Origin of the sequence: Nocardia speluncae NBRC 108251, assembly GCF_001613245.1 — a bacterium.
GTDB lineage: Bacteria > Actinomycetota > Actinomycetes > Mycobacteriales > Mycobacteriaceae > Nocardia > Nocardia speluncae.
In genome coordinates, this window is record NZ_BDBZ01000021.1 from 66,747 (window position 1) to 90,086 (window position 23,340).

The following is a 23,340-nucleotide window of genomic DNA, read 5'->3' on the forward strand; positions in this document are numbered from 1 at the left end:
GGGCGCCGGTGCCGGCGATCCGGCTCCGGAAGGCCGGTCATCCTGTCGTTCTCGGACTGCGGTGACATGGGGCTCTGCTCAGTCGTCGGTGACGACCACATCGACGTCGATATTGCCGCGCACCGCATTCGAGTACGGGCACACCTGGTGCGCGGCGTCGGCGAGTTCCTGGGCGGCGGCATGGTCGAGGGTGGGGATGACCACCTCGAGGGTGACTGCCAGGCCGAATCCGCCGCTGCCGTTCGGCCCGATGCCGACCCGTGCGCCGACACTCGAGTCGCCGATTTCGACCTTCTTCGTGCGGGCCACGAGTTGCAGCGCGGAGTGGAAGCAGGCGGCGTAACCGGCGGCGAACAACTGCTCCGGGTTGGCCCCGTCACCGTTGCCACCCATTTCTTCGGGCATGGCCAGTTGCAGGTCGATCCGCCCGTCCGGAGTGCGGGTGCGGCCGTTGCGGCCGGCGCCCGTGGAGATCGCTTCGGCGGTGTAGGCGATATCGGGCATGGAAATCCTCATTCCTGGTTGTCTTCCCGGTTCTGCGATTCACAGAACCGGGTGGCGAGGTCACGCAGTAGAACGGCTTCTTCGGGGGACATCTGGAACTTCAGTTGAACTCGGCGCTGCACCGCGGCAACTTGCGGCTGCAAGTGCCGGCCTGCTTCGGTGAGGTGGATGGTGACCAGCCGCTCGTCGGTATCCTGACGCCGTTTCTCGACGATCCCGAGCGTCTGCAGCCGCCGCAGCAGCGGTGACAATGTCCCGCTGTCCAGCCGCAGTCGTTTCCCGAGTGCAGAGACTGTGATCCCGTCCTCTTCCCACAGTGCCAGCAAGGTGACGTATTGGGTGTAGGTGAGCCCGAGCTCGCCGAGCCCGTCCCGGTAGGCATTGGACGCCACTCGCGCCGCCGAGTACAGCGCGAAGCAGACTTGCGAGTCCAGCAGCAGGTCCTCTTCCATGCAGGCAATCGTGCCACGCAAGTGAGTATTGCACAACTAAGTAGTGCGCAATCATTCATGCGAAGGGAAACCCTGCGGGGATGCGTCGGTGGTGGGCGCCGCGGCCCGGTGCTTACCGGCCGCCGCGGTATCGCGCGGGGATCCTCGTCGACGCCATAGTGACGGGTTTGGCTGCATGCCGCGCCGTAGGCAGGCGTTGAAAAGCAGTTCCGAAGTCCGGGGCAGCGCGGAAATTCGGCCGACCACGACCCGGCCGATGTCGAGCCCCCATTGGTCGATTCGGTCAGGTTCGGAAAAATCCTTGATTGCGGCGTTGATTCTGTTCGATCAACTCTTCCTCGGTCAGTTCGTCATCCGGATCGACGAATCCGGCGGAAGCTGCCGGTGCCGGCCGGGGTTTCTCGGCGGCGTCACCGAATGATTCGGTGGCGGCGGCAATACGAGGGTCCGATGTCAGTCGGCCCAGGGTGTCACGAACATTGTTGCGCGCGAGGACTAATGCCTCGCCGACGAGTTGCGTGATCAGCTTGCCCAGTTCGGTGCCATAGGGGGTGACCGTCTCGTCGATTTCAACCGATTCGAGCGCGCCGTCCGCACGGACCCGTACCGAGACCCCGTATCGCCCGGCCGTTGCGGCATCGGTCAGCAGCGCGCGTTGTACGGCTTCGAGCTGGCCGCTCAGGGGGTCGATTTCGCCGAAATTTGCTGCCACTGGACTCGGTTCCGTTGATCCACCTGCGGTAGAAGGAATGATCGGAGCACTCGGACGTTCCAGAACCCAGTTGGACGGGGTGTCCACGGAAAGCTTTGTTGCGCAGGTCGAAGGCGCCCTACCGGGATCCGGGCTCGGGCACGCGGTGATGACAGCCGGGTTTCGGGCCCGCGCCGCCACCCGGGGAGCCGGCGGACAGGTCCAGGAGATCTGCGACCGGGCGAGGGCCGATATCGGAGAGTTCCTGCACACCGAGTCACAGAACGTGGCGGGGCTCGAGAATGCCGGTGAGCCACCGCGATGAGTTCAATCCCGCCATCGAAATCACAAATCCGCCAGTGGAACCCGGCGCCGCTGACCGACCAGGGGCAGGAATGGGCACGGGCCGCGCAGGCGGTACTCGTCGAACATGGTGCGGTATCGCACCAGCTCGCGGATTCGCCGGGGTTCTGGCGCGGCGATGCCGCCGATGCCATGCGGGTGAAGGGCGATCAGACGCGAACCTCGCTGTCCAGCGTTTCCACGGCGCTGGAGAAAGCCGGCACTGTCCTTACGAGCGCGGGAACCGCGCTGTTCACTGCGAAAACCACCGCGGTGGACACGATCGCGAATGCTGAACGGGAGCGGTTCCTGGTCGGTGAGACCGGGGATGTGGGCTACAGCGAGGAACTACTCGCTTGGGTGCAGCAGGAGATGGGCGTAGCCAGCTGGATGGTGGCGCATTCTGTTCTGTACAAACAGGCGGAAAGCCATCGAGATGCCATCAAAGCCGCCCTTCGAGCCGCCGGCGATGCCGCCGAATCGGTCCGGACGGAGTTGGACAGAGCTTTCGAAGATGTCCGGCTGCCGCCGGGCTGGGAGTTGGAGGCGGTCCTCCTCGAAAACCAGGCGGAAGCCGACCCGGGCGGCATGGTCAAATGGCCTGAGGACGGCCTGCTCGGTATGATCGCCGGCCCGCTGGGGAAAGCCAAGGATGTTACCGCTGCCGAGGCAGAGATGCTGAGCAATCTCGGTCTCGGCGATCAGATCCGTTTCTATCGGATCATGACCGAGGCCGAGGACACCGCCAACGGGATGTATGACGGCGATGTGGAGCAGGACGACCACACCGATGCTTTCCGTCACGCTTACTGGAATGCGCTGATGACGCAGGAGTTCGGCGAGGACTGGACGACAGAGTTCACCGCCAAGCACGAGGGCCGCCCGGACAATGCCTCTGTTCGAGAGGCCATGGACCTGCACAACAATGAAATCGGGCGAACGATCGCACTACAGAATCCTGATGCGAGCCCGGAGGAGTTGCAGGGGTTGGTGAAGGATGCTGTAGAACGCGGAGACACTGTGGTCATCAACCAGGACCGCGAACTGAGCTGGTCTGATGACGTCGAAATCGGTCAAACGGTGGACTCGGGCGAGCTCGACAACAGGGCCGAGTTCTTGCCGGGTTCGCCGGTGGGTGACGATGGCTCGTCGCCCAAATGATGTCGAGTCGAGGAGACGGTGAATCCGGTGCGCGTTCGGAATTATAGTCGGTGGATCGCGATGGTTGCGGCCGCCGTGACTGCACTGGCTGTGCCGGGTTGTGGGTTTCTTTTCGATCGTATCGAGGTGATCGAGGACGATTCGTCGGTGAACGCGGCATTTCAGCGGGTCCTGGACTCGCGCATGCCGGCTCGGCTGGGCGATGTGATTGCCGCGGCCGGTCTACCGTTGGATTCCTGGGACCGCATGTATACCTTCCATTCGCCTGTCGATAGTGACGAGGTGAATTCCAAGCTCGGCACCGACGCCTATTGGCGGGGTCTGCCCGGTGACTCCGACTCCGCTGTACAGGTGTTCGTGAAGGACGGGGAAGCGGTGGGTGCCTATGTGGACACCTATCCACGGCACAGTGTGGGACGAGATGCATACGCTACGCCGGAGTCGGCGGTGACGCCCGTCAGTGAAGTTGAACCCGATCAGTTCACTCGGGAGCCGACAACGGTTTGGTACCTGGAGATCGAGGAGACTCGCTGAGCGGGCGAATCGCCAGGACGAGGAGCCCGGCCGCCCTGTGATACCGCTGCCGGCGTCGGCCTGCTCCTGCCTTCGCGGCGGCTACCAGACCGAGGGAGCCGCTACCGGCCGTGGATGCCTTCTGAGATCGTCCAGCGCCGCGATGAACGCGGGATGTGCGGTCACCACCAGGGCGGTGCGCTCATCGCTGAGCCGGGCGCGCAGAACAGGACGTGCATAGCTGAAAGCACCATGGGTGAACGGGAGCCCACCAGCGCATAGGGTGCCGCTTTCACGATGTTCACCGAGGCTTCTCCATCGCTCGAGTGTGGCGGTGGCCGTGGAGGTACACGGGTTCAGATCGGCCGCTCTGTGCCGCGGCCCTGGCACGCTGCCCGGAGGGTTTCTATGCTCCCCATCGAGTAGGGCGCTGGGGTCGTGTTGTCCGGTCATTCGGCGCTGAACAGTCCGGCACCACCCGCCCGTTCTCGAGCCGGAGCCGGGGTGGCGGGAGTTCTTCGGCAGGAGGTGGCGAGGGAATCCGGTGAAGGGCTGTCGCGAAATTCGGATGCGCGTCGACCCGGAGGAACCGTTCATCGTCGATCGGTCGGACCTGTACGCGGGTATTGCCTTTCTCGTAGAGCAAGAGCGCGACGATCAACCCGATCGGGAGCGAACCCGGGAAGGTAGCGACGGCCAGTGGCACGATCAGCGGTTCGTACTCCAGGACACGCGCAACCACAATCATCGCGATCACATTGAGAGCCATCACCAGGACGAGGACACCGGCCGTCCCGTGGTACCACTGCCTTCGGCGGGTACACCGGTCGCATATCGGCCACTCACCCGCAACGATGGTCGAAACCGGTGTGGGGTGGCGGCCCATCGAGCGTCCGGTCTGCGGGTGCCGGGGGTGAACTGTGGTCTCGTAGAACAGGGACCGCACGAGTAGCCGGGACACCGCGGGCCGGCCATGCGCGGCGCAGACGTCCGGGAGTGGTTGGATGACCTCCAGTTCGAGCGGTGCCACGCTCAGCGGCGAACGGCGCCTCTTGTACCAGTGCGGGTCCTTGTACTCCCGCGCCCCCGGCCGGCGCCCCAGCGATACGGTCACATCGGTCGGTGCGTAGTGCGCCTCGCGTCCGGCCCCACCCGAATGCTCGGAAAGCGACCACATCCGCTGATATTCGTTGGGGCGGTACCGGACGTCTTCGATCCGCTCCTTCCAGCTCACTGCAACCAGCCGCGTTGCCGTCGCTCCTGGAAGTAGAGGTCGTCCTCGTCGGGTTCGTCCGGGGTGACGACCACGTCGCGCCACGATTGCCGGCGGTTGCGTGGCGGTTGGGGCGCGGGATCGCCCGGTGTTGCGGGGCCTGGTGCGGCCGCAGAACCGGGCAGGGCGCCGGGATGGTGCGGTGCGGGAGCCGGTTTCGGCGGCGGCTCGCTCGCGGCGGAAGGCGGCGCCACGGGGGCGGCCGGAGGGGGCGCCGGTTCCGGGGCGTTGGGATCGCGCCGTCGGTAGCTTTCGAGGGTTGCGTTGCCCTCGTCGATCAGCCGTTGCTTTTCCTCCGGCGTCTGCTCACGCAGGTCTTCCTGCGCCTGCGTGAGCACCGAATCACTGAGCCGCAGAAATGATTCGCTGTGCCGGAGATCGCGCAGACTGCCGTTGCCCTGCGCTATCTCCCGGAGCTGCTTTTCCATATCCGGGGCCAGCCCACTGCCGGCGAGAATGTTCAGAGCACTTCTGAGATGACGTGACATACCGATATCGCCGCCGGCGAGATCGAGCACCGGTTCCTCTTCGGGGTTCGTCATAGCACTCCGGGGTGGTCATAGGATGCGCTGGGCAGGTCGGGGATCGTCCCTGTCTCCAGCGCGGAGAGAAGTCCTGCGGAGATGGCGCCGACCAAGGCTTGAGCCGCGCCCACCCATTGGCTCAGATCGTTGATCGCCTTTGCGACTTTCGTTGCCATGATTGCCGCAATAGCGGCGGCGACACCCTCCAAGATATTTGCGGTAGTCGTCAAACCGGCCGCCACGGCAGCCCCCACACCGGTCGTTGCCGCAATCGCCGCGGCAATACGTTTTGCTGCGGCAGCTGCTTTCGTGATCATCCATTGAATGGCGAGGTCCCCGAGGGCCTGGACCACGGTGGCGAGGCCGTTTGCCATATGGTATGACGCCAGTGCGAATCCATCGATATCGTCCGCCATCTTGTTCAGCGGATCCACCTGGGCGTCGAGGGCGGCGTCGAGAGTTTTGAAGAACTCTCGCGCGGAATCCGCCGCATTGCCCTTCCAGGTCTGTTCGGAGAGGCCCATTGCTCCGTCGAGTGCCTCATGGTAAGCGCCGTTATAGGCGGATAGGTTCCGGATAGCGCTGGAGGATTTCTGAAGCGAGGACCAGTTCCCGGTCACATTGTTGGTTATTGTCGCAAGCAGATCGCACCCGGTAACCATGACGATCAGGTTGTTGGCGTGGTAGGTGAGGCTGAGTCCGTTGCCGTTGATGATCAGTTCGAGGAGATTGGGGTACGGATCATTGTCCGTGGGGTCGGTGAGCTTCTCTATCGGAAACCCGACGACTGCTTCTTCGGTGCTCATTTGCCGCCGCCCGCGGAATAAGTTCGATCCAGATCAGCGGCTGTCGAATTATCGGTATTCCGGTACATGGCCGCCGCATCGGTCAACTCTGTTGCCGAGGAATCGGTGACGGATCCCAGGCGTTCATAGTTGGATTTCAACTCTTCGCAGACTTCCTGTAGCCGATCGAGCACCGGTGTCAATATCAGCCCGCCGCTCTCTTGTACATTCAGCCACTTCTCTGCGTACGAGACGGTTCGGGAATTCTCCTGTCCCAGTCTCCACAGGTGGCGTGCCGACTCGTCGAGATCGTCCGGCTCGACCTTGAACTCGTAGACCAATTCCAACCCCCTGCTGCATAACGAGATTTCGCCATCCGATACTGCCATGTGCTCGACGATCGCGTCGACCATGGCCGGTTGTCGTCAGTGTCATACGGCTATTACCGCTGTCCGGATTGTTGTCTGCACAGCACGCTCGACGCCTCGCTCGGGTCGCAGGCAGACCGGGACCTGTGGTTCGATGGGTCCGTCGGAGTCGGTTCGTGGCCGATGGAGGGGGGAGTATGCCGTTTTGGTTCTGGCGCATCGTCGGTGGCATCGCCGGTCTTGCGCTGAGCGCGATGGCGGCGGTCTTTCTGACCGATCCGATCAATATCGCTGCCTACTACCTGGGTTACGGCAAGGAGATGCGTGTCGAGGTCAGTGCGGGTACGAGTTTCCTCGGGCCCGGCGGTGACTCCCCGGGCCCCGGTGCAGCCGAGGTGATCGGCGAAGGCCGGAAGGTCGGCATCTACGACGCGGATTCCGGGGAGACGCTGACCGCGCGGCCACGGCTGATCGATACCGGAGTCGAAAAGTATGTGTACCACGGGAATGCCTCGGTTCTGAACGGCCTGACATCGATCATTCCGGTGTTTCTGTTCGGCATTCCGGGGCTGCTGTTGCTCTTGTTGCTGGTTCCGAACCGCCTGCTGAGACCACTGGAACCGGTACTGAACCGGCTCACAGCGCGATTGAACAGTTTCAATGATCGGACGTCGAAATCTTCGGCGGATCACGAGAAGCCGGAAGAGCCGAACCGGTAGCGCTCGGAGTGGTGAGGTGCGCAACCACCGAGGACAGTTGACGCGAACAGGCGGAAAACAACCGCGGCTGATTTCGGCCTCGACCCGTTCGTTCTCGTCGGGGAAGAACTCGGCCGGGAAGGTCTCCTTGTCACACGAATGTGCGCTCAGGAGGGTTTTCCTACCCTCGGGGTACCCGGGTTATTGCAATGGCCGACTCGTGCAGGCTGCCGAGGATCAGGGTGCCTTCATGTTCGACCACTCCGGTGACCATGGCGTAGTCCGTGCCGTCGCGCTGTAGGTCGTGGACGATAGAACCGTCGGTTCCCACGCCCAGCACCCACGTGGTTCGGGCCGGCGCCGGTTTCCAGCGGTCGGGCAATGCCCAGATTGCGGTGCGCAGTATGGCGGGCCGTGGTAGCAGTGCGTCGAGCAGCGGATTGCGGGGCGAAACGAGGGTCACCCAGATCAGTCCGTCGCTGCCCAGCGCGATGTTGTCGGGGGCTCCGGGAAGATTGTCCACCAGCGTTTCCCGCGTGCCTGCTTTCGGGCCGCGTAGCCAGTAACGGCCGAGGCGGTAGGCGGCGGTTTCGGCGAAGATCAGCGAATCTCGGTTGGGCGAGAATGCGACACCGTTGGCGAATTGCAGGTCGTCGAGCAGGACGTCTACCGTGCCGGCCGGTTTCCGGCGCAGCAATCTGCCTGTGCCGGAGTGTTCGAACAGGTCACCGAGCCACTGGTCCAGTGGCCAGCGGGTCGACGAGGCGGTGAAGTAGATGGTTCCGTCGGCGGGATCTTCGATGACGTTGCTCGCGAATTCGAGCCGGTGGCCGTCGACAGCATCGACCAGGATCTCGATCGGGCGGTCCGGCCCCGGCCACTGCAACAGACCGCGTTCCGCATCGCAGATGAGCAGTGATCCATCGTGTCGGGCGTGTAGTCCGAGCGGGCGGCCGCCGGTATCGGCGACCGTGGTGACCGCTGCGGTGTCGATCTCGACGCGCAGGATCTCGCCGCCGGCGAGGCCCGTATAGACAGCTCCGTCCACACCGCGAACCACATCTTCCGGTCCGGGACCCGGAAGTTCGATTCGCCGCACCGGTGGAAGTGGTGGCGTGCTCACCTTCTGCTTCGCCCGTGCGGGGGCCGGCGGCGGGGTCCAGCGCTGCGGCCGCAGGCGCGTAGCCGAACGAGCGGCAGTGTTCATGATTGCTCCGGATATGTCGGTCTGTGTTCAGAGAGCGTAGCGGTGCACTTTTTCCGGGTGGATCACGACGCGGAGCAGATCGCCCGCGAGTATCTCGGCGAGTGTGTCGGCTCGGGACTGTTCGCCGAGGTCCCAATAGCGCGGGGCGAGGCGGGAACACAGGTCGTGCGCGCCGTCGGTCTCTATGGTGGTATGGCCGGAGATGGACACCCAGCGTTCGAGCTCGCCTACCGGCGCGGCGACGACGATCGAGGCGCGGGGATCGCGGCGCAGCCGGCGCACCTTCAGCGAGTCCGGTTCCGTGAAGAGCTGGATAGTTCCATCCGTGGTGGCCTCGAACCATACGGGCCGGGGCTGCGGTGGCTGTGTCGCCCCGGCGACGGACAGAAATCCGTGCAGTGGGCGTGCGAGGAACTCGAGATCGGCGGCGGTGAGGTGGGCGGAGTCGTCGCTCATAGCAGCGAGTCAACGGCATTTGCCCGCCCGAATCCATAGGTGGAACGCCAGAGTTTCTGTGTGATCGTCCATGCCGTGGGTGGTGCGCCCGGTCCGTGCTGCGGGGTGTGGCCAGAATAGTTGAAAGCCATCACCGTTAAGGCCAGCTGCACCCGAATATCGGTGACGTCACCGCCTGGCCGTCCGACGGCTACGACCTGGTGCAGGTGGTGCTGGGGATTTTCTTCTTCCCGGATATGACCGCGGGAGCCGAATACCTGATCGGCCGGGTGCGTCCCGGCGGCCGGACCGGGTTCACGATCCGGCGGCGTGGCGCCGTCGAAATCGCGGGTAAGCACCTCGGGGCGGCGGTCGCCGCGGTCACCGGTGCGACACCCCCACCGCCGCGGCCACCGCATCTCGTCGACGAGCTCAACCGACCGGACCCGCTGCGCATCTGGCTCGGTGAACGCGGTCTCACCGATGTCACCGTCAAAGAAAACGAACTCCGGCTCCCGCTGGCACCCGACATCGCCTGGCTGATGGTCACCGGCTCCGGGTTCGCCGGAGCCCTCGCCGAACTAGACGAGGCACAGCGAATTGCGGTCCGCGATGCCTACCTGAGTTCGTTCGACGCCGCCGGGGTCCGCGAACTCGACGCCACCCCCCTTATCGGTGTGGGCATTCGGCGGTAGCGGTGGTTCGCACGGCGACCGATCGGCGAAACCGCCGACGGACCGGTCCGTGGCGCGGGTATCCACCGGTACGGCTCGTGGTCGACGCGGGGCGGCGGCGCCGCGTGGACCTGCGGTCCCGCATGCGTGCTGCGCGTTCGCCTGCCGGGGGCGTGGCTGCCGATTACAGTCGGCTGGGTCAACGAAATCGCCGGTGCCGCAAGAGGAAAGAGGGCTGGACATGACTGCTATCGGTCGTGGCGGCGTCCGTAATCCGTGGACGCAGCCGACATACGGTTACTACAACACTCGATTCGAGCAGTCGCTCACCGAACAGGACACCGCAGGTCAGTTGACCATGATGCGGACGACGCTCAACCCCGAGTCCGCGCCGCCACTGCATTTCCACACCCGGGAGGACGAATTCTGGACGGTGGTCTCCGGCCGGGTGCGGTTCTGGCTCGGCGGACCCACCCTGGAGAGCTGTGCGGTGCAGGAAGCCGACCCCGGCGCCTTCGTATTCGGTCCACGCAATGTCCCGCACACCTTTCAGACCATCACCGAAACCGCCGAAGTGCTGATAGGTAACACCCCGGGCGCATTGGAGGGGTACTTCACCGGAGTCGGTCCGGCGGATGCTCGCCACGACGACGCGAACACCTCCGTCTTGGAGGACTACGGTGTGTTCTTCATCGGCCCGGCGCCGGTGTGGAACGAATGGAACAGGTGATATCGGACAGCTGTCGGTGGTGCGGGGCAGAATCCGTCAGCCAGCTCAGCATGCGGCCCCGTGACCAGCACCGGCCGATGGCCTCGGCGCGCAAGGCCGGACCGTCGAAGATCGCCAGACCGATGATGCTGTGACCGCAAGCGTGCCGATCACCGAGTGTCGGTACGGCCGGCGCCACGCCGACGCCTTCGGCCGAAACCCAGGCCACCACGCGACCGGCGGCCGACTCGTCCAGTCGGTGCAGGAAACGCAGGCGACGTTCGCGCGAGAAGCGGGACAGGGCCCAGGTCGTAGTGACAACGGGCAGGGCGTCCGCGGGGACTCGGGCGATAGCGCCGGGTAACAGGTCGATGGGGTCGCCGCGCAGCAGTTGTGCGGTTGTCGCGGTGGTCAACGTGATATCGGCGTCCAGCCGAGCCGATTGTTCAGGCCGGTCCGGCGGGACGGAGTCTCGTAGCCGTTGGGCCACAGCCGGATCGGTCACGTCGATCGGGTCGTTGTCGATGCCGATCCGGGTGCGGACCTTCGGCATGGTGTGCACCGGGACGGGGCGGTGGCCGACGATCGCGGATGACAGCTGGACAGGAGACTGTGGGTCGCCCAGCGGGTGCCCGTCGCGGTAGGTGATGCCGACACGATCCACGGTGAGATCGAAACCGGCACCGCAACCCACATCGATCAGTCCGACCGTGTTCGCGCTCACCCGGCGGGCTGCTTCGGTGACTGCGGGATACAACACGGCTCGGGCTTCGGTATGTGAGGCGGGGGGATTCGTTGCGGTTCGGTTCATGCATGTGAATCGTATCGTTGAAACAACGGTTGAGACCTGAGCTGAGGTGCCCGGCTCGATCTGCGGTCAAGTCTCGAAACCATGATGGATATCGAATCGGGCTCGGCCGGCACCGATATGCCGGGCCGGCGGTTCCCGGTGGTGCGGTCCGATCTGTCGGCGTCGGTTCTGTGGTGCTTGGGCCGGGTCCCTCAGGGGTGGCGGACCCGGCCCAGTGTCAACAGAGGGTCACCAGAAAACGAACCGTTGAACAACGGCGCGATAGGCGGGGGCGTCAGAACGCGCTACCGGTGCCCGGCAGCCCGGCCATCGGCAGGGGCAGGTGCGGCAGTACCGGCATATGCAGCGCGGGGATCGCCGGCAGCAGGGCCGGCGGGGGCGGCGGGATGTAGGGGTTGGGCATGTTCCAGCCCTGGTTCTGGGTCCCGCCACCGTTGTTGTATCCGTGGCCGGCCGGTCCATCGTGGTCGCGGCCGCCACCGTAACCGGCGTGTGAATCGCGGCTCCCGCGGTTGGTGTGGCCGGTGTTGAACTGGTCGTTCCAGCCGTCGTAGTTCTGCTGGTTGTGGTCGCGATATCCGTAGTGGCCGTTGTCGTCCCAGCCGAAACCGTTATCGCTGATGCCGTAGTCGCCGGGTGTGTTGTCGCCGAGCCTGTTGTCGCCGAAGTTGTGACCGCCGTCGCTGCCGCGGCCGCCGGAACTGTGGGAATCGCGGTCGCTGATCTGTGTCGCGCCTGCCGGGTCCGCCAGGGCGGTGCCGGTGGCGGCGGCCAAGGGAGCGAGGGCGATGACCGCGATCGCGGCGATCCGGGCGGCGATGCGGCGGGTGCGCTGTTCGGGATTTCGGTTCATCGGTGGAGTCCTCACTCGTCGCGCCCCGTGTACTTCGGACGGTTACACCTTCAGGGGCGTCTATCGATACATTCATTACCGTACCGCTAGATAACGGCACATTCAATAGGGACTCGAAACTGGTTGGTAAGCGGGATTGTCAACGGCGTTCACCGTGTCGTATCGGGCAAGGTGGCGGCCCCCTACCGACACGGTCGGCGTCGTGGCTCGGTGCGAGACCGCGTGGTCTGCGAACTCGGCTCGTTGCCGTTCGGCGTGGCGCAATGCGACGGCTCGGCATCGACGAGCGGTCGCACAGTCTTCGGGCCGCAGGCACTGGGCGAGTCGCGGAAGAGGGTCCAGGAGGGGGTGGCCCCGGGGTATGGGCAGGCGGCCGCGGCGGTCCCGGCCGGCATCGAACCTGCCCGCGCGAAGCGGCGACTCGGGGTCTGGCCCGCTCGAACCCGTGCTGGGTTACGGGGTTTGGATGGCGGTGAAGGTCATGCGGTCGCCGCGGTAGAGGGAGCGGCGGTGTTCGATGGGGACCCCGGCGGGGTCGTAGGAGAGGCGTTTCAGCAGGAACATCGGGGTGCGGGTGTCGACGGCGAGCAGGGCGGCTTCGCGGGCGTCGGGCAGGGTTGTTTCGATACTGTCCACTGCTTTGGCGAAAGCTATTCCACGGCCGGCGATTTCGGCGTACAGCGACTGGGTGTAGTCGAAGGTGTCGATCAGTCCGGGGTAGCGGTAGGCGGGGAGCCGGGTGGTTTCGAGGCCGAGGTGTACGCCGTCGGTGGTGAGTACGCGTTCGAGCTGGATCACCGGATCGCCCGGGTCGATGGCGAGTCGGCCGGCGAGATCGGGATCGGCGGCGAGCCGGGACCAGCCGACGAGAATTCGGGTGGCGGTGCGGCCTTCGGTGCGGGCGGCCTCGGTGTAGGAGCCGAGAGCAAGGGGAAGAACGAGTTTCGGGCCGGCCACCAGGGTGGTCTTACCCTGGCGTTCGATCCGTCCGGCGACGAGTAGTTCGCGCAGCGCCTGCCGCACCGTTTCCCGGGCTACGTCGAACCGCACCGCGAGATCGCGTTCGGAGGGCACGGTATCGCCGACGTTCAGCCCGGCGAGCAGTTCTTCGATGCGCGCGCGCACGATCTGGTGTTTGAGAACCCGGGGTTCGACGGTCGACGTCACGGTCCAACCCTACCGCGAAGGTGGTCTATACCAGCTGTTAACCCAAGGTTCGCTCAACGGCAGCCCCCTGGTCTATACCAGCATGGCATTCTCGGTCCCGTGCAAGACAACAGCGATATCGCCCTGGCAGTACTGGATATGGCCGGAACCACGGTCGCCGACGACGGCGCCGTGATCGCGGCCTTCGACGACGCCGCCACGGCGGTAGGTCTGCCGGTGGCCGGCCCCGAGCGCGACAACGCCCGCCGCTACGTGCTCGACACGATGGGTCAGTCGAAAATTGTAGTTTTCCGGGCGCTGTTCGGTTCCGAGCGCAAGGCGGCCGAAGCCAACGCGGCATTCGAATCCGCCTACGAACGCTACGTCGACGAGGGCGCGCTCGAGCCGATTCCGGGTGCCGAAGAAGCCATCGCGAAACTGCGCGCGGGCGGTGTCAAGGTTGCGCTGACCACTGGATTCAGCCGGTCCACCCAGCACCGAATCCTCACCGCCCTCGACTGGACCGAAGTAGCCGACCTGGTGCTGGCGCCCGCCGACGCCGGCCGCGGCCGTCCCTACCCCGACCTGGTGCTTACCGCCTTGCTGCGAGCCGAGGTCGACGACGTCCGTCGAGTGGCAGTCGTCGGCGACACCGCCAGCGATATCACCTCCGGTCTGCGTGCCGGCGCCTCCATCGTGGCGGGCACCCTCACCGGCGCGCACAACGCGCAGGCCCTGCGCGAGGCGGGCGCCACCCACATCCTCGACACCATTGCCGAACTCCCCGACCTGCTCCTTTCTGCCTGATCCCGTTCGACCCCGACTCCTCCGAGGACGTTCCATGTTCTTCCGCCGCAGTCATACCGTGGCCGCCGTACTCGCCGGCCTGGCCCTCACGTTGTCCGCCTGTTCCGGCTCCGATTCCGAGGCGCTGAACGAACAGGGCTACCCCGAAACCCTGACGCTGGCCGCCATCCCGGCCGAGAACTCCACCGATCTGAAAGCCAGCTACGAACCGGTGATCGCCCTGCTGGAACGCGAAACCGGTTCGGAGATCGATTTCGTGCAGGCCTCCGACTACGCAGGGGTGGTGGAGGGGCTCATCGCCGGCAATGTCGACCTCGCGTTCTTCGGACCGTTCGCCTATGTGGTGGCCGGCGTGAACGGCGCGGAGATGACCCCGCTGGGTGCGGTCGTGCAGGACAAGGGCACACCGCCGGGCTATCGGTCCTACGGCCTTGCCCGCGCGGATAACGATCAGGTCAACGAGCTCGGCGACTTCAAAGGCAAGAAGGTCTGCTTCGTCGACCCGGGTTCGACCTCCGGCTACCTCTATCCCACAGCCGGTCTGATCGAGAACAAGGTTATCGAGTCCGGATCGGAAGCGGACCTTTCCGCCGGTGTGCAGCCGATCTACGCCGGCGGCCACGATGCCTCCGCGCTGGCCATCGCAGCCGGTGACTGCGATGCCGGGTTCGCCTTCGACACCATGGTCGACAAAACCCTGATCGAAAAGGGCGACCTTAAACCGGGTCAACTCGAGACCGTGTGGAAATCGGAAACCATCGCCGGTTCGCTGTTCGCCGCGAACAATGATCTCGGCACCGAAACCGTCGACAGACTACGCACCGTCTTCACCGAAAAGGTCAACGCCGACTACATGCTCGGCGAAGGACTGTGCACCGGCGATTGCCGGATCACCGACGAACGGGTGTGGGGCGTCGTCCCTGCCACCGACGCCGACTACAACGGCGTGCGCCACGTATGTGAAGTAACCGGCTCCGAGAAGTGCAAGGGCTGATCCGATGCCTCCCGCGCCGCACCGTCCGACCGTCGCCGGCGACGACACCGTCATCTCCGCGCACGCGGTCACCAAGAAATTCGGCGAAACCACCGCGCTCGACGAAGTGTCGTTCGAGGTGCATCGCAGTGAAATGGTCGTTCTGCTCGGGCTTTCCGGCTCGGGAAAATCGACGTTGCTGCGTTGCCTGAACGGCCTGCACCCAGTGAGCTCGGGCCGGGTCGAGGTCGGCGGGACCCGGGTCGACCTCGCATCCGGTGCCCGCCTGCGCGCGCTACGGCGTGATGTGGGATTCGTCTTCCAGCAGTTCAACCTGGTCGGGCGGCTCAGCTGCCTGGAGAACGTGCTCATCGGCGGGCTCGGCCGGATCACGCTGCCCCGCTACGGGGCACTCACCTACCCGAAACGGATGCGGGCCGAGGCACTCCAGCATCTCGACCGGGTCGGGTTGGCCGATCTCGCCGATCGCCGCGCCGATACGCTCTCCGGCGGTCAGCAGCAGCGGGTCGCGATCGCGCGCACCCTCATGCAACAACCCAAGGTGCTGCTCGCCGACGAACCCGTCGCCTCCCTCGACCCCGAGAACGCGGGTGTGGTGATGGACCTGCTGTTCCGGGTGTGCATCGAGGAGAAACTGACGGTGCTGTGCACACTGCACCAGGTGGATCTGGCAATGGGCTGGGCGCACCGGCTGATCGGGCTACGGGGTGGAGCGAAGGTGCTCGACCGCCCCGCGGTGGGCCTGTCCCGGGACGAAGTCATGGAGATCTATCGGCGGGTCGAACCGGCGGTGTCCGGGGCGAACGTGGTCGAACCACGATGAGTGCGCTGCTCGCCCCGCAACGGCGGGCCGCGAAACCACCGGTACCGAACACGATTCGCACCGTGGTGTTACGGGCCTGCGCCGCGGCCGCCGTACTGGCCACCCTGGCCGGCGCCTGGTACATCGACTTCGCGCCGGCCACGCTCGTCGACGGTCTCGACGAGATCGCCGCGCTCCTGGAACGGATGCTGCCGCCGCGGCTCGACGACCCCGGCCGGATATCCTCCCTCGCCGTCGAAACCTTGCTGATGGCGGTACTCGGCACCGTACTGGCCGCGCTGGTCTCGGTGCCGCTGGCGTTCCTCGCCGCCCGCAACACCACCCCTCATCCCGTGGTCTACGGTGCGGCGAGGGGCGTCATCACGTTCTGCCGGGCCATGCCGGATCTGCTGTTCGCGGCCTTGTTCGTCCGTGCACTCGGGATCGGTGTGCTGCCCGGCATTCTGGCGCTGGCGCTGCATTCGATAGGGATGCTCGGAAAATTGTTCGCCGATGCCATCGAGCAGACCGATCCGGGCCCGCGAGAAGCGGTCCGCGCGACCGGCGCCGGATATGTCCGGGAGATGCTGAACGCCGTCGTACCGCAGGCGATCCCCTCCTGGATCAGCACTTTCGTCTACCGCATCGATATCAACCTACGGATGTCGGTGGTACTCGGTTTCGTCGGCGCGGGCGGGATCGGTTTCGCCCTGCAGGACGCGCTGCGCGGTTTGATCTACCCGCGTGCCCTCGGCATCGTCGCCGTGATCTTGGTGATCATCGCGGCCATGGAAGTCCTCACCATCGTCATCCGGCGCACCCTGCTGACACCGTCGAAGGCAGGTCCGGGCCGAGACCGGCAGACGCGCTTCGCCTTCGGTGTGCTCCTCGCAATCACCTGTCTCGCCTCGCTGGTCGTCCTCGATATCGACCCGTTCGCGCTGTTCACTTGGCCGTGGCCGTCGTTCGAGGTATTCGGCAGGATGATCCCGCCGGATTTCGACGCGCTCGGCGCCGACCTGTTCGATGCCGCCGTCCAGACCATCGCCATCGGCCTGGTAGCGACCGCGATCGGGGTGGTGCTCTCGATTCCGCTCGGTATCCTCGGCGCGGCCGATGTATCCCCGCACCCGGCGTTGTACTGGCTGGCCCGGACCTGGATCCTGGTGGTGCGCGCGGTTCCGGAGCTGATCATCGCAGTGGTGTTCGTCGCGGCGCTCGGTCTCGGCCCGATCGCCGGAACCTGCGCACTGGCCCTCGGCTCCATCGGATTTCTCGGCAAACTCGTCGCCGACGCGGTCGAAGAGATCGACCCCGGACCGCTCGAAGCGGTCAGGGCGGTCGGCGGCGGCTGGTGGAAAACCCTGTTCGCCGCGGTCATCCCGCAAGCCGTCCCGGCATTGATCGGTTCCAGCCTCTATCTACTCGACGTCAATATTCGTACCTCGACAGTGCTGGGCATCGTCGGCGCGGGCGGTATCGGATACCTGCTGTTCGAAGCCATCCGGACGCTGAACTTCGATATCGCGGGCGCGATCGTCCTGGTCGTCTTCGTCATCGTCTACACCATCGAAAGGCTTTCCGGATGGATACGCTCACTCGTCGTATGACCCGCGCAGCCGTATGGTCCGCCGACGGCATCCGGATCCGCGACGTCGAGCTGCCGACTCCCGGCCCCGGAGAACTGCTGGTCCGTGTGGACCTGGCCACCGTCTGCGGAAGCGATCTGCACACCGTCTCCGGGCGCCGCCCGGCGCCGTCACCGTCGATCCTCGGGCATGAGGCAGTCGGGCACGTGGCGGCCGCAGGCCCCGGCGCCGAACGGGAGATCGGTGAGCGGATCGTCTGGTCGGTCACCGCGACCTGCGGCCGGTGCGGGCGCTGCCGGCGCGGTTTCACCGCCAAATGTGAACAGGTACGCAAGGTCGGGCACGAGGCGTTCACGGGTGACTGGCCGCTGTCCGGCGGATACGCCGATCACATACTGCTCCCCGCCGGAGTCACCACGGTCACGGTCCCGGAGACGGTTCCCGATGCGGTTGCCGCACCCGCCGGATGCGCTACCGCGACCGTTATGGCCGTGCTCGAGGCGGCCGGAGCGATGGCCGGCCGCCGCGTCCTGATCTGCGGGGCGGGCATGCTTGGCGTCACCGCTGCCGGTGCCTGCGCAGAACAGGGTGCAGAGGTGCTGATCAGTGACCCGCACCCGCAGCGACAGCACATCGCGGCACGATTCGGCGCGACCCCGGACCCCGGCGGGAGGGTGGATATCGCACTGGACTTCTCCGGTTCACCCGATGCTGTCACAGGCGCACTCGCCCGCGTCGACCTCGGCGGACGGCTGGTGCTGGCCGGCTCGGTGACCCCCGGCCCTGCCATCGCACTCGACCCGGAGGCCGTGGTCCGCGGCTGGCTGACCATAACCGGTGTGCACAACTACGAACCCCGCCATCTGATCCGGGCCGTGGAATTCCTGACCCGGACCACCCGGACTCTGCCGTGGCCGGACCTGGTCGCCGAACCCGTCGAGCTGGCCGCGATCGGCACCGTCCTGCAACCGCTGCCACGAGCCGTTCTCCGTGCCTCCATCGCGCCGTGAATACCGCCGCGGAGCCACGATCGCGGAGGCGCGGCGACGGCGATTCCGCGGCTTCGCCGGACAGCTCGAACGGCATTCGGTCAGACCTGATCCACTCTCGACCCCGCAACACTGGGCCGATCAGGCCGACAGTGGAACTATTCGGTCCAGCGAATCCCCGAGCTTGTCGGCGGTTACGTCTAGGTCGTAGCGATCCTGCAGGTTGAGCCAGAATTGAGCGCTGTTACCGAATACTCTTCCGAGCCTCAGCGCAGTATCGGCAGTGATGGAACGCTTGCCGTGTACGATCTCGTTGATCCGGCGGGGCGGAACTCCGATGATGACGGCCAGTCGGTGCTGGGTGATCCCGAACGGCTCCAGAAAATCTGCGACCAGGATCTCGCCGGGGTGGATGGGCGTAGCCAGTGGATTGTTCATCTCGTGTACCTCATGGGTGGGTGCGGTCAGTGGTAGTCGGTTATTTCGACACGATGTGCAGCGCCGGTATGCCAGGCGAAACAGATCCTGTACTGGTCGTTCACCCTGATGCTGTAATGGCCCGCACGGTCGCCACTGAGCTTTTCGAGCCGGTTTCCGGGCGGTACCCGAAGGTCGTTGACATCGGTTGCCGCATCGATGAGGAGTAGCTTGCGGCGGGCGGTGCGCTGGATGTCCTGTGGCAACTTCGTGGACACAACCCGGTGGAACACGAGTTCTGTCTCCTTGTCTGCGAACGATGCGATCACAGACATAATATAACGTCTCTCGTTATTAACGGGATACGTTATGATTTTGGTACCACCGCTGGGGCAGCGGCGCTGGATTCGGGAGTCGCCGGTCGCACTCGCCCGGAGCCGGATTGGTCGACGAGTACCGGCTGTTCACCTACCCCGTGGTCCAGGGCCGGGGGCGCAGGCTCTTTCCGGACGGCTACACGATCCCGGCGCTGCGGCTCGCCGACAGCAAATCCTTTCGGTCCGGGATCACCTACACCTGCTACGCCGTGCGCTGAATCGTGAGTTCCGAGTTGTGCTCATCGGCCGCGCGGGCCGCGATGTTGCACTACCCTGGGCACGCATTACGGAAAAACGTTACCTACGTAGGTAACTCGGCAAGGAGTGGTTGATGGCGGTTCGGAAGCTGGCGGAGAAATACTACGAGCTCATCGACTCGGGGCGGCTGGCCGAGGCGGCGGCGCTGATGACCGATGACGTGAAGCTGACCTTCGCCAACGCCGAACCGGTGACCGGCCGGGACGCGGCGACAGCGTCCATCCAGTACGTACTCGACCAGACCACGAAGATCGAACACAAGGTGGTGCACTGGATCGAACCGCACCCGGCCACCGACGGCACCACCGAGGTGATGTTCGAGATCCGGATCCACTACTGGCTGAAGAGCGGTAAAGAGCTCGATATTCCGGGGGCGGTGTACGCGACGGTGAACGCCGACAACATGATCACCGAACAGCGCCTCTACGGCGATCTCACCGAGGTCTTCGCCGGCTGATCCCAGCACTCGCACAGGCGGCCCCGGGCGAATGTGCCCGGGGCCGCCTGTCTTGCCTACTTCGGTGCGGTCAGGTCGTAGACGGTTACACCGTCCACCTCCTGCGCGGTGAAATGCTCCTGCACCCACTGCGTGATTTCCGCGCCCGTTCCGGTCCGGCCGCCGGGTCCGCCACCGCTACCGCCGAGGAAGTAGTGGATCTGCCCGGATTCGACGTACTGCCGGAACTTTTCCGGTGTGGGTGAGGGATCGCTGCCGTTGAAACCGCCGATCGCCATGACCGGCTCCTCGACGGCCAGCTGGTATCCGGCGGCGCTGTTGGCGGATACGGTGGCCGCGGCCCAGGTGTAGGCGCCGGCGTTGTCCGCCAGCAACGCGACCAGGGCGTCGCCGGGTTCGCTCACACCCATCACGCCGCCGGGACCGCCACCCATCGCGCCGTTCGCGCCACCGGCGTCCGAGGTGCCGCCGCCCGCAGGCCCGCCGCCGTCGGTGGCCGCACCGGGAATCCCGCCGGGCCCACCGGCCGCCCCGCCGTAGGCGCCACTCGCCCCGGCCCCTGTGCCGTGCGTTCCGCCGGGAACAGGGGGCCCACCGGCCGCCCCGCCGGTTCCGCCCGGTGTACCGGGTGTACCGGCGGGCGTACTCGGTATCCCACCCCACCCGCCCGGCCCGTTATCGCCGTTTTTCCTACCCGGTGGCCGCATCCCGCCGAACGTTCCGGTATCCGGGCCGGCAGTCGGAATCGGTCCGGCGTGCGCCGAATTCAAGGTGTCGGCGGTGTAAGCGACCGGCCCGCCCAGCCCCACGACCGCGGCCAGCAAGGCCACCACGACAGCAACTCGGCGGGGGAGCGGCAGCAGGAGAGCGAGGGCGGCGATGATGCCGGTAACCAGAATCGTCCAGCGCAGCCACGGTAGGAAATCTGCACTGCGTGACAACAACATCCACGCGGTCGCAGTGGTCAGCCCCATCGCCACACCCGCCGGAATCCGCACCCACCGGCGCGACCGGTTGCGCCAGAACAACACCGAACCGATACCCACCAGCGCGGCGATCGCGGGCGCCAGCGCCACCGTGTAGTACTGGTGGAAGATGCCGGCCATGAAGCTGAACACCAGTCCGGTGATCAGCAGCCAGCCGCCCCACAGCAGCAGGTGGGCCCGCGCGGTGTCGGTGCGTGCGGCCCTGCCCCGCAGTAGCAGGCCCGTGACCAGCGCGATCAGTGCCGCGGGGAGCAGCCAGGCGATCTGCCCGCCCTGGGCCTGGTCGAACATCCGGGCTATCCCGGTCTGCCCCCACATTCCGTTTCCGCCCGGCGGCAATTCGCCGCTCGGACCCACGCTGCCGGTTTCGTTGCCGTTCAACCGGCCCAGCCCGTTGTAGCCGAGGGTGAGCTCGATAATCGAATTGTTCTGCGATCCGCCGATATACGGCCGGGAATCGGCCGGCCACAGTTCTACGGCCAGCAGCCACCAACCGGCCGCAATCACCGAGGCCGTGCCCGCCGCGAACAACTGCGCGATCCGCTTACCGAGCTTCGGCGGGCCGGCGAACAGGTACACCAGTGCGAGCACCGGAACCACCAGCACGACCTGCAACTGTTTGGCCAGGAAACCGAAACCGAGGCAGGTGCCGGTGAGTACCAGCCAGCGCCAGCGGCCGTCGTCCAGTGCCCGCGTCATCGCCCACGCCGCGGCAACCATGAGCAACACCAGCAGAGCATCGGGATTGTTGAACCGGAACATGAGGGCGAACACCGGTGTCACCGCAACGACGAACCCGGCGATCAGTCCCGCCGCGGGGCCGAACGAACGCCGGACGGTTGCCCAGAGCAGTGCCACCGTCATCAAACCCAGTAGGACCTGCGGGACCAGCATGCTCCAGCTGTTCAACCCGAACAGCCGGACCGACAGTTCCATAACCCACAGTGAGGCAGGTGGTTTGTCCACGGTGATGGAATTCGCGGCATCGGAGGAGCCGAAGAAGAACGCCTTCCACGACACCGAACCGGCCTGGACGGCCGCGGCGTAGAAGGAGTTCGCCCAGCCGTTCGCGCCCAGGTTGTACAGGTAGGTCAGTCCGGTGGTGAGCAGCAGTACGGCCAGCGCCGGAAACTCCCAGCGGCCGGCGCGGGTGGGGCCGATGCTGTCCGCGGGGACGGGTTCGGTGGTCGAGGGGGGCACGGCGGTGAGAGTCATCGGGCGACCTCCACGGTGAGCTGTGCGGGCCCGGAGGTATTGCGGAACACCCAGCGCAGGCCGACGAAGCGCATGAGGGTCGCGATCAGGTTCGCCACGACCAGCACGAACAGTTCCAGTTGGACCGGCGCCGCGGGCGCCCAATGATGCAGCGCGAACAGCGATCCACTGGTCACCGACAGTCCGAACCCGAAGATGAGCAGGCCCTGGAACTGATGCGATGCCATCCCGCGCTGCCCGCGCACGCCGAAGGTGAACGAACGGTTGACGGCGGTGTTGGCGACTGCCGTGGCGAGCAGCGCCGCGAAGTTCGCGGCCTGCGCGCCGGTCACCGGTTGTATCAGAAGGTAGAGCAGCACGTAGGCGAGCGTGGAACCGGCGCCGACCAGTGCGAACCGGATCAACTGACCGGCCATGCCCAACGGCACACCCGAAACCAGCGGCTCTCTGCCCACCGCCCGGCGCAGTTCGGCCAACGGTAGGGACCCGGTGGTCAATGCGCGGCCCATCCGCCAGATCCCCTGTAGGTCCTTGCGGGCGGTATCGACGATATCCACCCGGCTGTCGGGATCATCGATCCAATCCACCGGGATTTCATGGATCCGCAGCCCGGCGCGTTCGGCCAGCACCAGTAGTTCGGTGTCGAAGAACCATTCACCGTCTTCGACCAGCGGCAACAGTGTGCGCGCCACCTCGGTGCGCATGGCTTTGAACCCGCATTGGGCGTCGGAGAAGCGGGCCCGCAGCGAGGCTTTCAACAGCAGGTTGTAGCAGCGGGAGATGAATTCACGTTTGGGTCCGCGCACCACGCGCGAGCCGGCGCTGAGCCGGGTGCCGATCGCCAGATCGGAATGGCCCGAGACGAGCGGCGCGACCAGCGGGAGCAGGGCATCGAGATCGGTCGACAGATCGACATCCATATAGGCGACGACCTGTGCATCCGACTCCTGCCACACGGTTCGCAACGCCCTGCCGCGGCCCTTGGTGTCGAGATGCACCACGCGTATATCGCCGAGTTCGGCGGCGAGCAGTTCGGCCACCGCGAGCGTGGCATCGGTGCTGGCGTTGTCGGCGACGGTGATCCGGGCCGGGAACGGGAACCCGCTGCCCAGGTATTCGTGCAGGCGGCGCAAGCAGGCGCCGAGGTCGGTTTCTTCGTTGTACACGGGGACGACCACATCCAGCACGGGGGGTGTTGACGGGTGGTCGACTTGATCCGCCGGTCCGGCGACGGTCACGGTCTCGGTCATATCGCCCAGACTCGACCGGTGGGCTGGGGCCGGGCTCCAGCGAACCTGGGAGG

Annotated in this window: 29 protein-coding genes and 1 pseudogene; 13 read left to right on the forward strand and 17 right to left on the reverse strand. The window is 65.7% G+C overall.

Annotated features, from left to right (window positions below):
• Positions 1 to 78: 78 nt before the first annotated feature.
• From NS6_RS20360 to NS6_RS20370, 3 genes are all read right to left on the reverse strand, one after another.
• Positions 79 to 504: an organic hydroperoxide resistance protein gene (locus NS6_RS20360; RefSeq protein ID WP_068044091.1), complete on the reverse strand. Its 426-nt coding sequence runs from the start codon at positions 502 to 504 to the stop codon at positions 79 to 81.
• Between the two features lie 8 nt (positions 505 to 512).
• A complete protein-coding gene (locus NS6_RS20365) occupies positions 513 to 956 on the reverse strand; it encodes a MarR family winged helix-turn-helix transcriptional regulator (protein ID WP_068044092.1) in 444 nt (147 codons plus the stop codon).
• 283 nt (positions 957 to 1,239) lie between these two features.
• A complete protein-coding gene (locus NS6_RS20370) occupies positions 1,240 to 1,668 on the reverse strand; it encodes a YbaB/EbfC family nucleoid-associated protein (protein ID WP_068044093.1) in 429 nt (142 codons plus the stop codon).
• A gap of 37 nt (positions 1,669 to 1,705) precedes the next feature.
• Between NS6_RS20370 and NS6_RS20375 the strand changes: the two genes are divergently transcribed.
• From NS6_RS20375 to NS6_RS20385, 3 genes are all read left to right on the forward strand, one after another.
• Complete coding sequence (locus NS6_RS20375) at positions 1,706 to 1,972, forward strand: hypothetical protein (RefSeq protein WP_068044096.1); 267 nt, start codon at positions 1,706 to 1,708, stop codon at positions 1,970 to 1,972.
• A 176-nt stretch (positions 1,973 to 2,148) separates the two neighbouring features.
• Entirely contained in the window at positions 2,149 to 3,150 is a 1,002-nt protein-coding gene (locus NS6_RS20380; protein WP_157112853.1) for a DUF6973 domain-containing protein, read from the forward strand.
• An 18-nt stretch (positions 3,151 to 3,168) separates the two neighbouring features.
• Entirely contained in the window at positions 3,169 to 3,684 is a 516-nt protein-coding gene (locus tag NS6_RS20385; RefSeq protein ID WP_157112854.1) for a hypothetical protein, read from the forward strand.
• A gap of 161 nt (positions 3,685 to 3,845) precedes the next feature.
• Here the strand turns inward: NS6_RS20385 and NS6_RS36255 are convergent, their stop codons facing one another.
• From NS6_RS36255 to NS6_RS20405, 5 genes are all read right to left on the reverse strand, one after another.
• Positions 3,846 to 3,968 (reverse strand): hypothetical protein, encoded by a 123-nt coding sequence (locus NS6_RS36255; protein ID WP_281211425.1) that lies wholly within the window; start codon positions 3,966 to 3,968, stop codon positions 3,846 to 3,848.
• Positions 3,969 to 4,069: 101 nt separating this feature from the next.
• Complete coding sequence (locus tag NS6_RS20390) at positions 4,070 to 4,897, reverse strand: hypothetical protein (protein WP_068044102.1); 828 nt, start codon at positions 4,895 to 4,897, stop codon at positions 4,070 to 4,072.
• Positions 4,894 to 5,478: a hypothetical protein gene (locus NS6_RS20395; protein ID WP_068044104.1), complete on the reverse strand. Its 585-nt coding sequence runs from the start codon at positions 5,476 to 5,478 to the stop codon at positions 4,894 to 4,896. The genes NS6_RS20390 and NS6_RS20395 overlap by 4 nt, the downstream gene beginning before the upstream one ends.
• A complete protein-coding gene (locus tag NS6_RS20400) occupies positions 5,475 to 6,266 on the reverse strand; it encodes a hypothetical protein (protein ID WP_068044106.1) in 792 nt (263 codons plus the stop codon). The genes NS6_RS20395 and NS6_RS20400 overlap by 4 nt, the downstream gene beginning before the upstream one ends.
• Positions 6,263 to 6,658, reverse strand: coding sequence for a type VII secretion target (locus NS6_RS20405; protein ID WP_084471244.1), 396 nt, complete (start codon positions 6,656 to 6,658; stop codon positions 6,263 to 6,265). The genes NS6_RS20400 and NS6_RS20405 overlap by 4 nt, the downstream gene beginning before the upstream one ends.
• Positions 6,659 to 6,810: 152 nt before the next feature.
• Here NS6_RS20405 and NS6_RS20410 point away from each other — a divergent pair, with 152 nt between their 5' ends.
• Positions 6,811 to 7,332 (forward strand): hypothetical protein, encoded by a 522-nt coding sequence (locus NS6_RS20410; protein ID WP_068044108.1) that lies wholly within the window; start codon positions 6,811 to 6,813, stop codon positions 7,330 to 7,332.
• A 160-nt stretch (positions 7,333 to 7,492) separates the two neighbouring features.
• On the opposite strand, the gene NS6_RS20415 is transcribed toward NS6_RS20410, so the two are convergent.
• Together NS6_RS20415 and NS6_RS20420 are read right to left on the reverse strand one after the other, a co-directional pair.
• Positions 7,493 to 8,518: an SMP-30/gluconolactonase/LRE family protein gene (locus NS6_RS20415; protein WP_084471245.1), complete on the reverse strand. Its 1,026-nt coding sequence runs from the start codon at positions 8,516 to 8,518 to the stop codon at positions 7,493 to 7,495.
• Positions 8,519 to 8,545: 27 nt separating this feature from the next.
• Entirely contained in the window at positions 8,546 to 8,974 is a 429-nt protein-coding gene (locus NS6_RS20420; protein WP_068044113.1) for a pyridoxamine 5'-phosphate oxidase family protein, read from the reverse strand.
• Positions 8,975 to 9,183: 209 nt separating this feature from the next.
• Between NS6_RS20420 and NS6_RS20425 the strand changes: the two genes are divergently transcribed.
• Positions 9,184 to 9,648, forward strand: a complete 465-nt coding sequence (locus NS6_RS20425; protein WP_245669433.1) for an SAM-dependent methyltransferase — start codon at positions 9,184 to 9,186, stop codon at positions 9,646 to 9,648.
• Between the two features lie 220 nt (positions 9,649 to 9,868).
• Positions 9,869 to 10,357 carry a cupin domain-containing protein gene (locus NS6_RS20430; RefSeq protein WP_068044118.1) on the forward strand — a complete coding sequence of 163 codons (489 nt, stop codon included), beginning with the start codon at positions 9,869 to 9,871 and terminating at the stop codon, positions 10,355 to 10,357.
• Here the strand turns inward: NS6_RS20430 and NS6_RS20435 are convergent.
• The 3 genes from NS6_RS20435 to NS6_RS20445 all read right to left on the reverse strand — a co-directional run bounded on the left by NS6_RS20435 (position 10,317) and on the right by NS6_RS20445 (position 13,167).
• Positions 10,317 to 11,147, reverse strand: coding sequence for a DUF2332 domain-containing protein (locus NS6_RS20435; RefSeq protein ID WP_068044121.1), 831 nt, complete (start codon positions 11,145 to 11,147; stop codon positions 10,317 to 10,319). The two genes, NS6_RS20430 and NS6_RS20435, sit on opposite strands and share 41 nt — an antisense overlap.
• 274 nt (positions 11,148 to 11,421) lie before the next feature.
• The gene (locus tag NS6_RS20440; protein ID WP_068044123.1) at positions 11,422 to 12,000 is read right to left on the reverse strand and encodes a hypothetical protein; all 579 of its coding nucleotides are present in this window, start codon (positions 11,998 to 12,000) and stop codon (positions 11,422 to 11,424) included.
• Between the two features lie 453 nt (positions 12,001 to 12,453).
• On the reverse strand, positions 12,454 to 13,167 hold the full coding sequence (locus NS6_RS20445) for a GntR family transcriptional regulator (RefSeq protein ID WP_068044125.1): 714 nt from the start codon (positions 13,165 to 13,167) through the stop codon (positions 12,454 to 12,456).
• A 99-nt stretch (positions 13,168 to 13,266) separates the two neighbouring features.
• Between NS6_RS20445 and NS6_RS20450 the strand changes: the two genes are divergently transcribed.
• The 5 genes from NS6_RS20450 to NS6_RS20470 are packed head-to-tail and all read left to right on the forward strand — an operon-like array spanning position 13,267 to position 18,348.
• A complete protein-coding gene (locus NS6_RS20450) occupies positions 13,267 to 13,953 on the forward strand; it encodes a phosphonatase-like hydrolase (protein WP_084471246.1) in 687 nt (228 codons plus the stop codon).
• A gap of 34 nt (positions 13,954 to 13,987) precedes the next feature.
• Complete coding sequence (locus NS6_RS20455) at positions 13,988 to 14,947, forward strand: phosphate/phosphite/phosphonate ABC transporter substrate-binding protein (protein WP_068044128.1); 960 nt, start codon at positions 13,988 to 13,990, stop codon at positions 14,945 to 14,947.
• 4 nt (positions 14,948 to 14,951) lie between these two features.
• The gene (gene phnC, locus NS6_RS20460) at positions 14,952 to 15,770 is read left to right on the forward strand and encodes a phosphonate ABC transporter ATP-binding protein (protein WP_068044130.1); all 819 of its coding nucleotides are present in this window, start codon (positions 14,952 to 14,954) and stop codon (positions 15,768 to 15,770) included.
• Positions 15,767 to 17,359 carry a phosphonate ABC transporter, permease protein PhnE gene (gene phnE, locus NS6_RS20465; protein WP_068044132.1) on the forward strand — a complete coding sequence of 531 codons (1,593 nt, stop codon included), beginning with the start codon at positions 15,767 to 15,769 and terminating at the stop codon, positions 17,357 to 17,359. The genes phnC and phnE overlap by 4 nt, the downstream gene beginning before the upstream one ends.
• A complete protein-coding gene (locus NS6_RS20470; protein ID WP_068044134.1) occupies positions 17,335 to 18,348 on the forward strand; it encodes a zinc-binding dehydrogenase in 1,014 nt (337 codons plus the stop codon). Before phnE ends, NS6_RS20470 begins: the two co-directional genes overlap by 25 nt.
• A 120-nt stretch (positions 18,349 to 18,468) precedes the next feature.
• Here NS6_RS20470 and NS6_RS20475 read toward each other — a convergent pair whose 3' ends face one another.
• Both NS6_RS20475 and NS6_RS20480 read right to left on the reverse strand, forming a co-directional pair.
• The gene (locus tag NS6_RS20475) at positions 18,469 to 18,765 is read right to left on the reverse strand and encodes a HigA family addiction module antitoxin (protein ID WP_068044135.1); all 297 of its coding nucleotides are present in this window, start codon (positions 18,763 to 18,765) and stop codon (positions 18,469 to 18,471) included.
• A 26-nt stretch (positions 18,766 to 18,791) separates the two neighbouring features.
• Positions 18,792 to 19,073 carry a type II toxin-antitoxin system RelE/ParE family toxin gene (locus NS6_RS20480; protein ID WP_068044304.1) on the reverse strand — a complete coding sequence of 94 codons (282 nt, stop codon included), beginning with the start codon at positions 19,071 to 19,073 and terminating at the stop codon, positions 18,792 to 18,794.
• A gap of 107 nt (positions 19,074 to 19,180) precedes the next feature.
• On the opposite strand from NS6_RS20480, the pseudogene NS6_RS34120 reads away from it, so the two are divergent.
• Both NS6_RS34120 and NS6_RS20485 read left to right on the forward strand, forming a co-directional pair.
• A pseudogene (locus NS6_RS34120) lies at positions 19,181 to 19,339 on the forward strand (dihydrofolate reductase family protein); the annotation flags it as partial.
• A gap of 113 nt (positions 19,340 to 19,452) precedes the next feature.
• Positions 19,453 to 19,836, forward strand: coding sequence for a nuclear transport factor 2 family protein (locus tag NS6_RS20485; protein ID WP_068044137.1), 384 nt, complete (start codon positions 19,453 to 19,455; stop codon positions 19,834 to 19,836).
• A 56-nt stretch (positions 19,837 to 19,892) separates the two neighbouring features.
• Here NS6_RS20485 and NS6_RS20490 read toward each other — a convergent pair whose 3' ends face one another.
• A complete protein-coding gene (locus NS6_RS20490; protein WP_068044138.1) occupies positions 19,893 to 22,037 on the reverse strand; it encodes a glycosyltransferase family 39 protein in 2,145 nt (714 codons plus the stop codon).
• Positions 22,034 to 23,287: a bifunctional glycosyltransferase family 2/GtrA family protein gene (locus NS6_RS20495; RefSeq protein WP_068044141.1), complete on the reverse strand. Its 1,254-nt coding sequence runs from the start codon at positions 23,285 to 23,287 to the stop codon at positions 22,034 to 22,036. The genes NS6_RS20490 and NS6_RS20495 overlap by 4 nt, the downstream gene beginning before the upstream one ends.
• Positions 23,288 to 23,340 lie beyond the last annotated feature (53 nt).

What these genes read in the sequence shown, in the direction of transcription:
- NS6_RS20360 (WP_068044091.1), bottom strand. Translation starts at nt 504, where the DNA reads ATGCCCGATATCGCCTACACCGCCGAAGCGATCTCCACGGGCGCCGGC.
- NS6_RS20365 (WP_068044092.1), bottom strand. Translation starts at nt 956, where the DNA reads ATGGAAGAGGACCTGCTGCTGGACTCGCAAGTCTGCTTCGCGCTGTAC.
- NS6_RS20375 (WP_068044096.1), top strand. Translation starts at nt 1,706, where the DNA reads ATGATCGGAGCACTCGGACGTTCCAGAACCCAGTTGGACGGGGTGTCC.
- NS6_RS20395 (WP_068044104.1), bottom strand. Translation starts at nt 5,478, where the DNA reads ATGACGAACCCCGAAGAGGAACCGGTGCTCGATCTCGCCGGCGGCGAT.
- NS6_RS20400 (WP_068044106.1), bottom strand. Translation starts at nt 6,266, where the DNA reads ATGAGCACCGAAGAAGCAGTCGTCGGGTTTCCGATAGAGAAGCTCACC.
- NS6_RS20405 (WP_084471244.1), bottom strand. Translation starts at nt 6,658, where the DNA reads ATGGTCGACGCGATCGTCGAGCACATGGCAGTATCGGATGGCGAAATC.
- NS6_RS20410 (WP_068044108.1), top strand. Translation starts at nt 6,811, where the DNA reads ATGCCGTTTTGGTTCTGGCGCATCGTCGGTGGCATCGCCGGTCTTGCG.
- NS6_RS20415 (WP_084471245.1), bottom strand. Translation starts at nt 8,518, where the DNA reads ATGAACACTGCCGCTCGTTCGGCTACGCGCCTGCGGCCGCAGCGCTGG.
- NS6_RS20420 (WP_068044113.1), bottom strand. Translation starts at nt 8,974, where the DNA reads ATGAGCGACGACTCCGCCCACCTCACCGCCGCCGATCTCGAGTTCCTC.
- NS6_RS20430 (WP_068044118.1), top strand. Translation starts at nt 9,869, where the DNA reads ATGACTGCTATCGGTCGTGGCGGCGTCCGTAATCCGTGGACGCAGCCG.
- NS6_RS20435 (WP_068044121.1), bottom strand. Translation starts at nt 11,147, where the DNA reads ATGAACCGAACCGCAACGAATCCCCCCGCCTCACATACCGAAGCCCGA.
- NS6_RS20440 (WP_068044123.1), bottom strand. Translation starts at nt 12,000, where the DNA reads ATGAACCGAAATCCCGAACAGCGCACCCGCCGCATCGCCGCCCGGATC.
- NS6_RS20455 (WP_068044128.1), top strand. Translation starts at nt 13,988, where the DNA reads ATGTTCTTCCGCCGCAGTCATACCGTGGCCGCCGTACTCGCCGGCCTG.
- phnC (WP_068044130.1), top strand. Translation starts at nt 14,952, where the DNA reads ATGCCTCCCGCGCCGCACCGTCCGACCGTCGCCGGCGACGACACCGTC.
- phnE (WP_068044132.1), top strand. Translation starts at nt 15,767, where the DNA reads ATGAGTGCGCTGCTCGCCCCGCAACGGCGGGCCGCGAAACCACCGGTA.
- NS6_RS20470 (WP_068044134.1), top strand. Translation starts at nt 17,335, where the DNA reads ATGGATACGCTCACTCGTCGTATGACCCGCGCAGCCGTATGGTCCGCC.
- NS6_RS20475 (WP_068044135.1), bottom strand. Translation starts at nt 18,765, where the DNA reads ATGAACAATCCACTGGCTACGCCCATCCACCCCGGCGAGATCCTGGTC.
- NS6_RS20485 (WP_068044137.1), top strand. Translation starts at nt 19,453, where the DNA reads ATGGCGGTTCGGAAGCTGGCGGAGAAATACTACGAGCTCATCGACTCG.
- NS6_RS20490 (WP_068044138.1), bottom strand. Translation starts at nt 22,037, where the DNA reads ATGACTCTCACCGCCGTGCCCCCCTCGACCACCGAACCCGTCCCCGCG.
- NS6_RS20495 (WP_068044141.1), bottom strand. Translation starts at nt 23,287, where the DNA reads ATGACCGAGACCGTGACCGTCGCCGGACCGGCGGATCAAGTCGACCAC.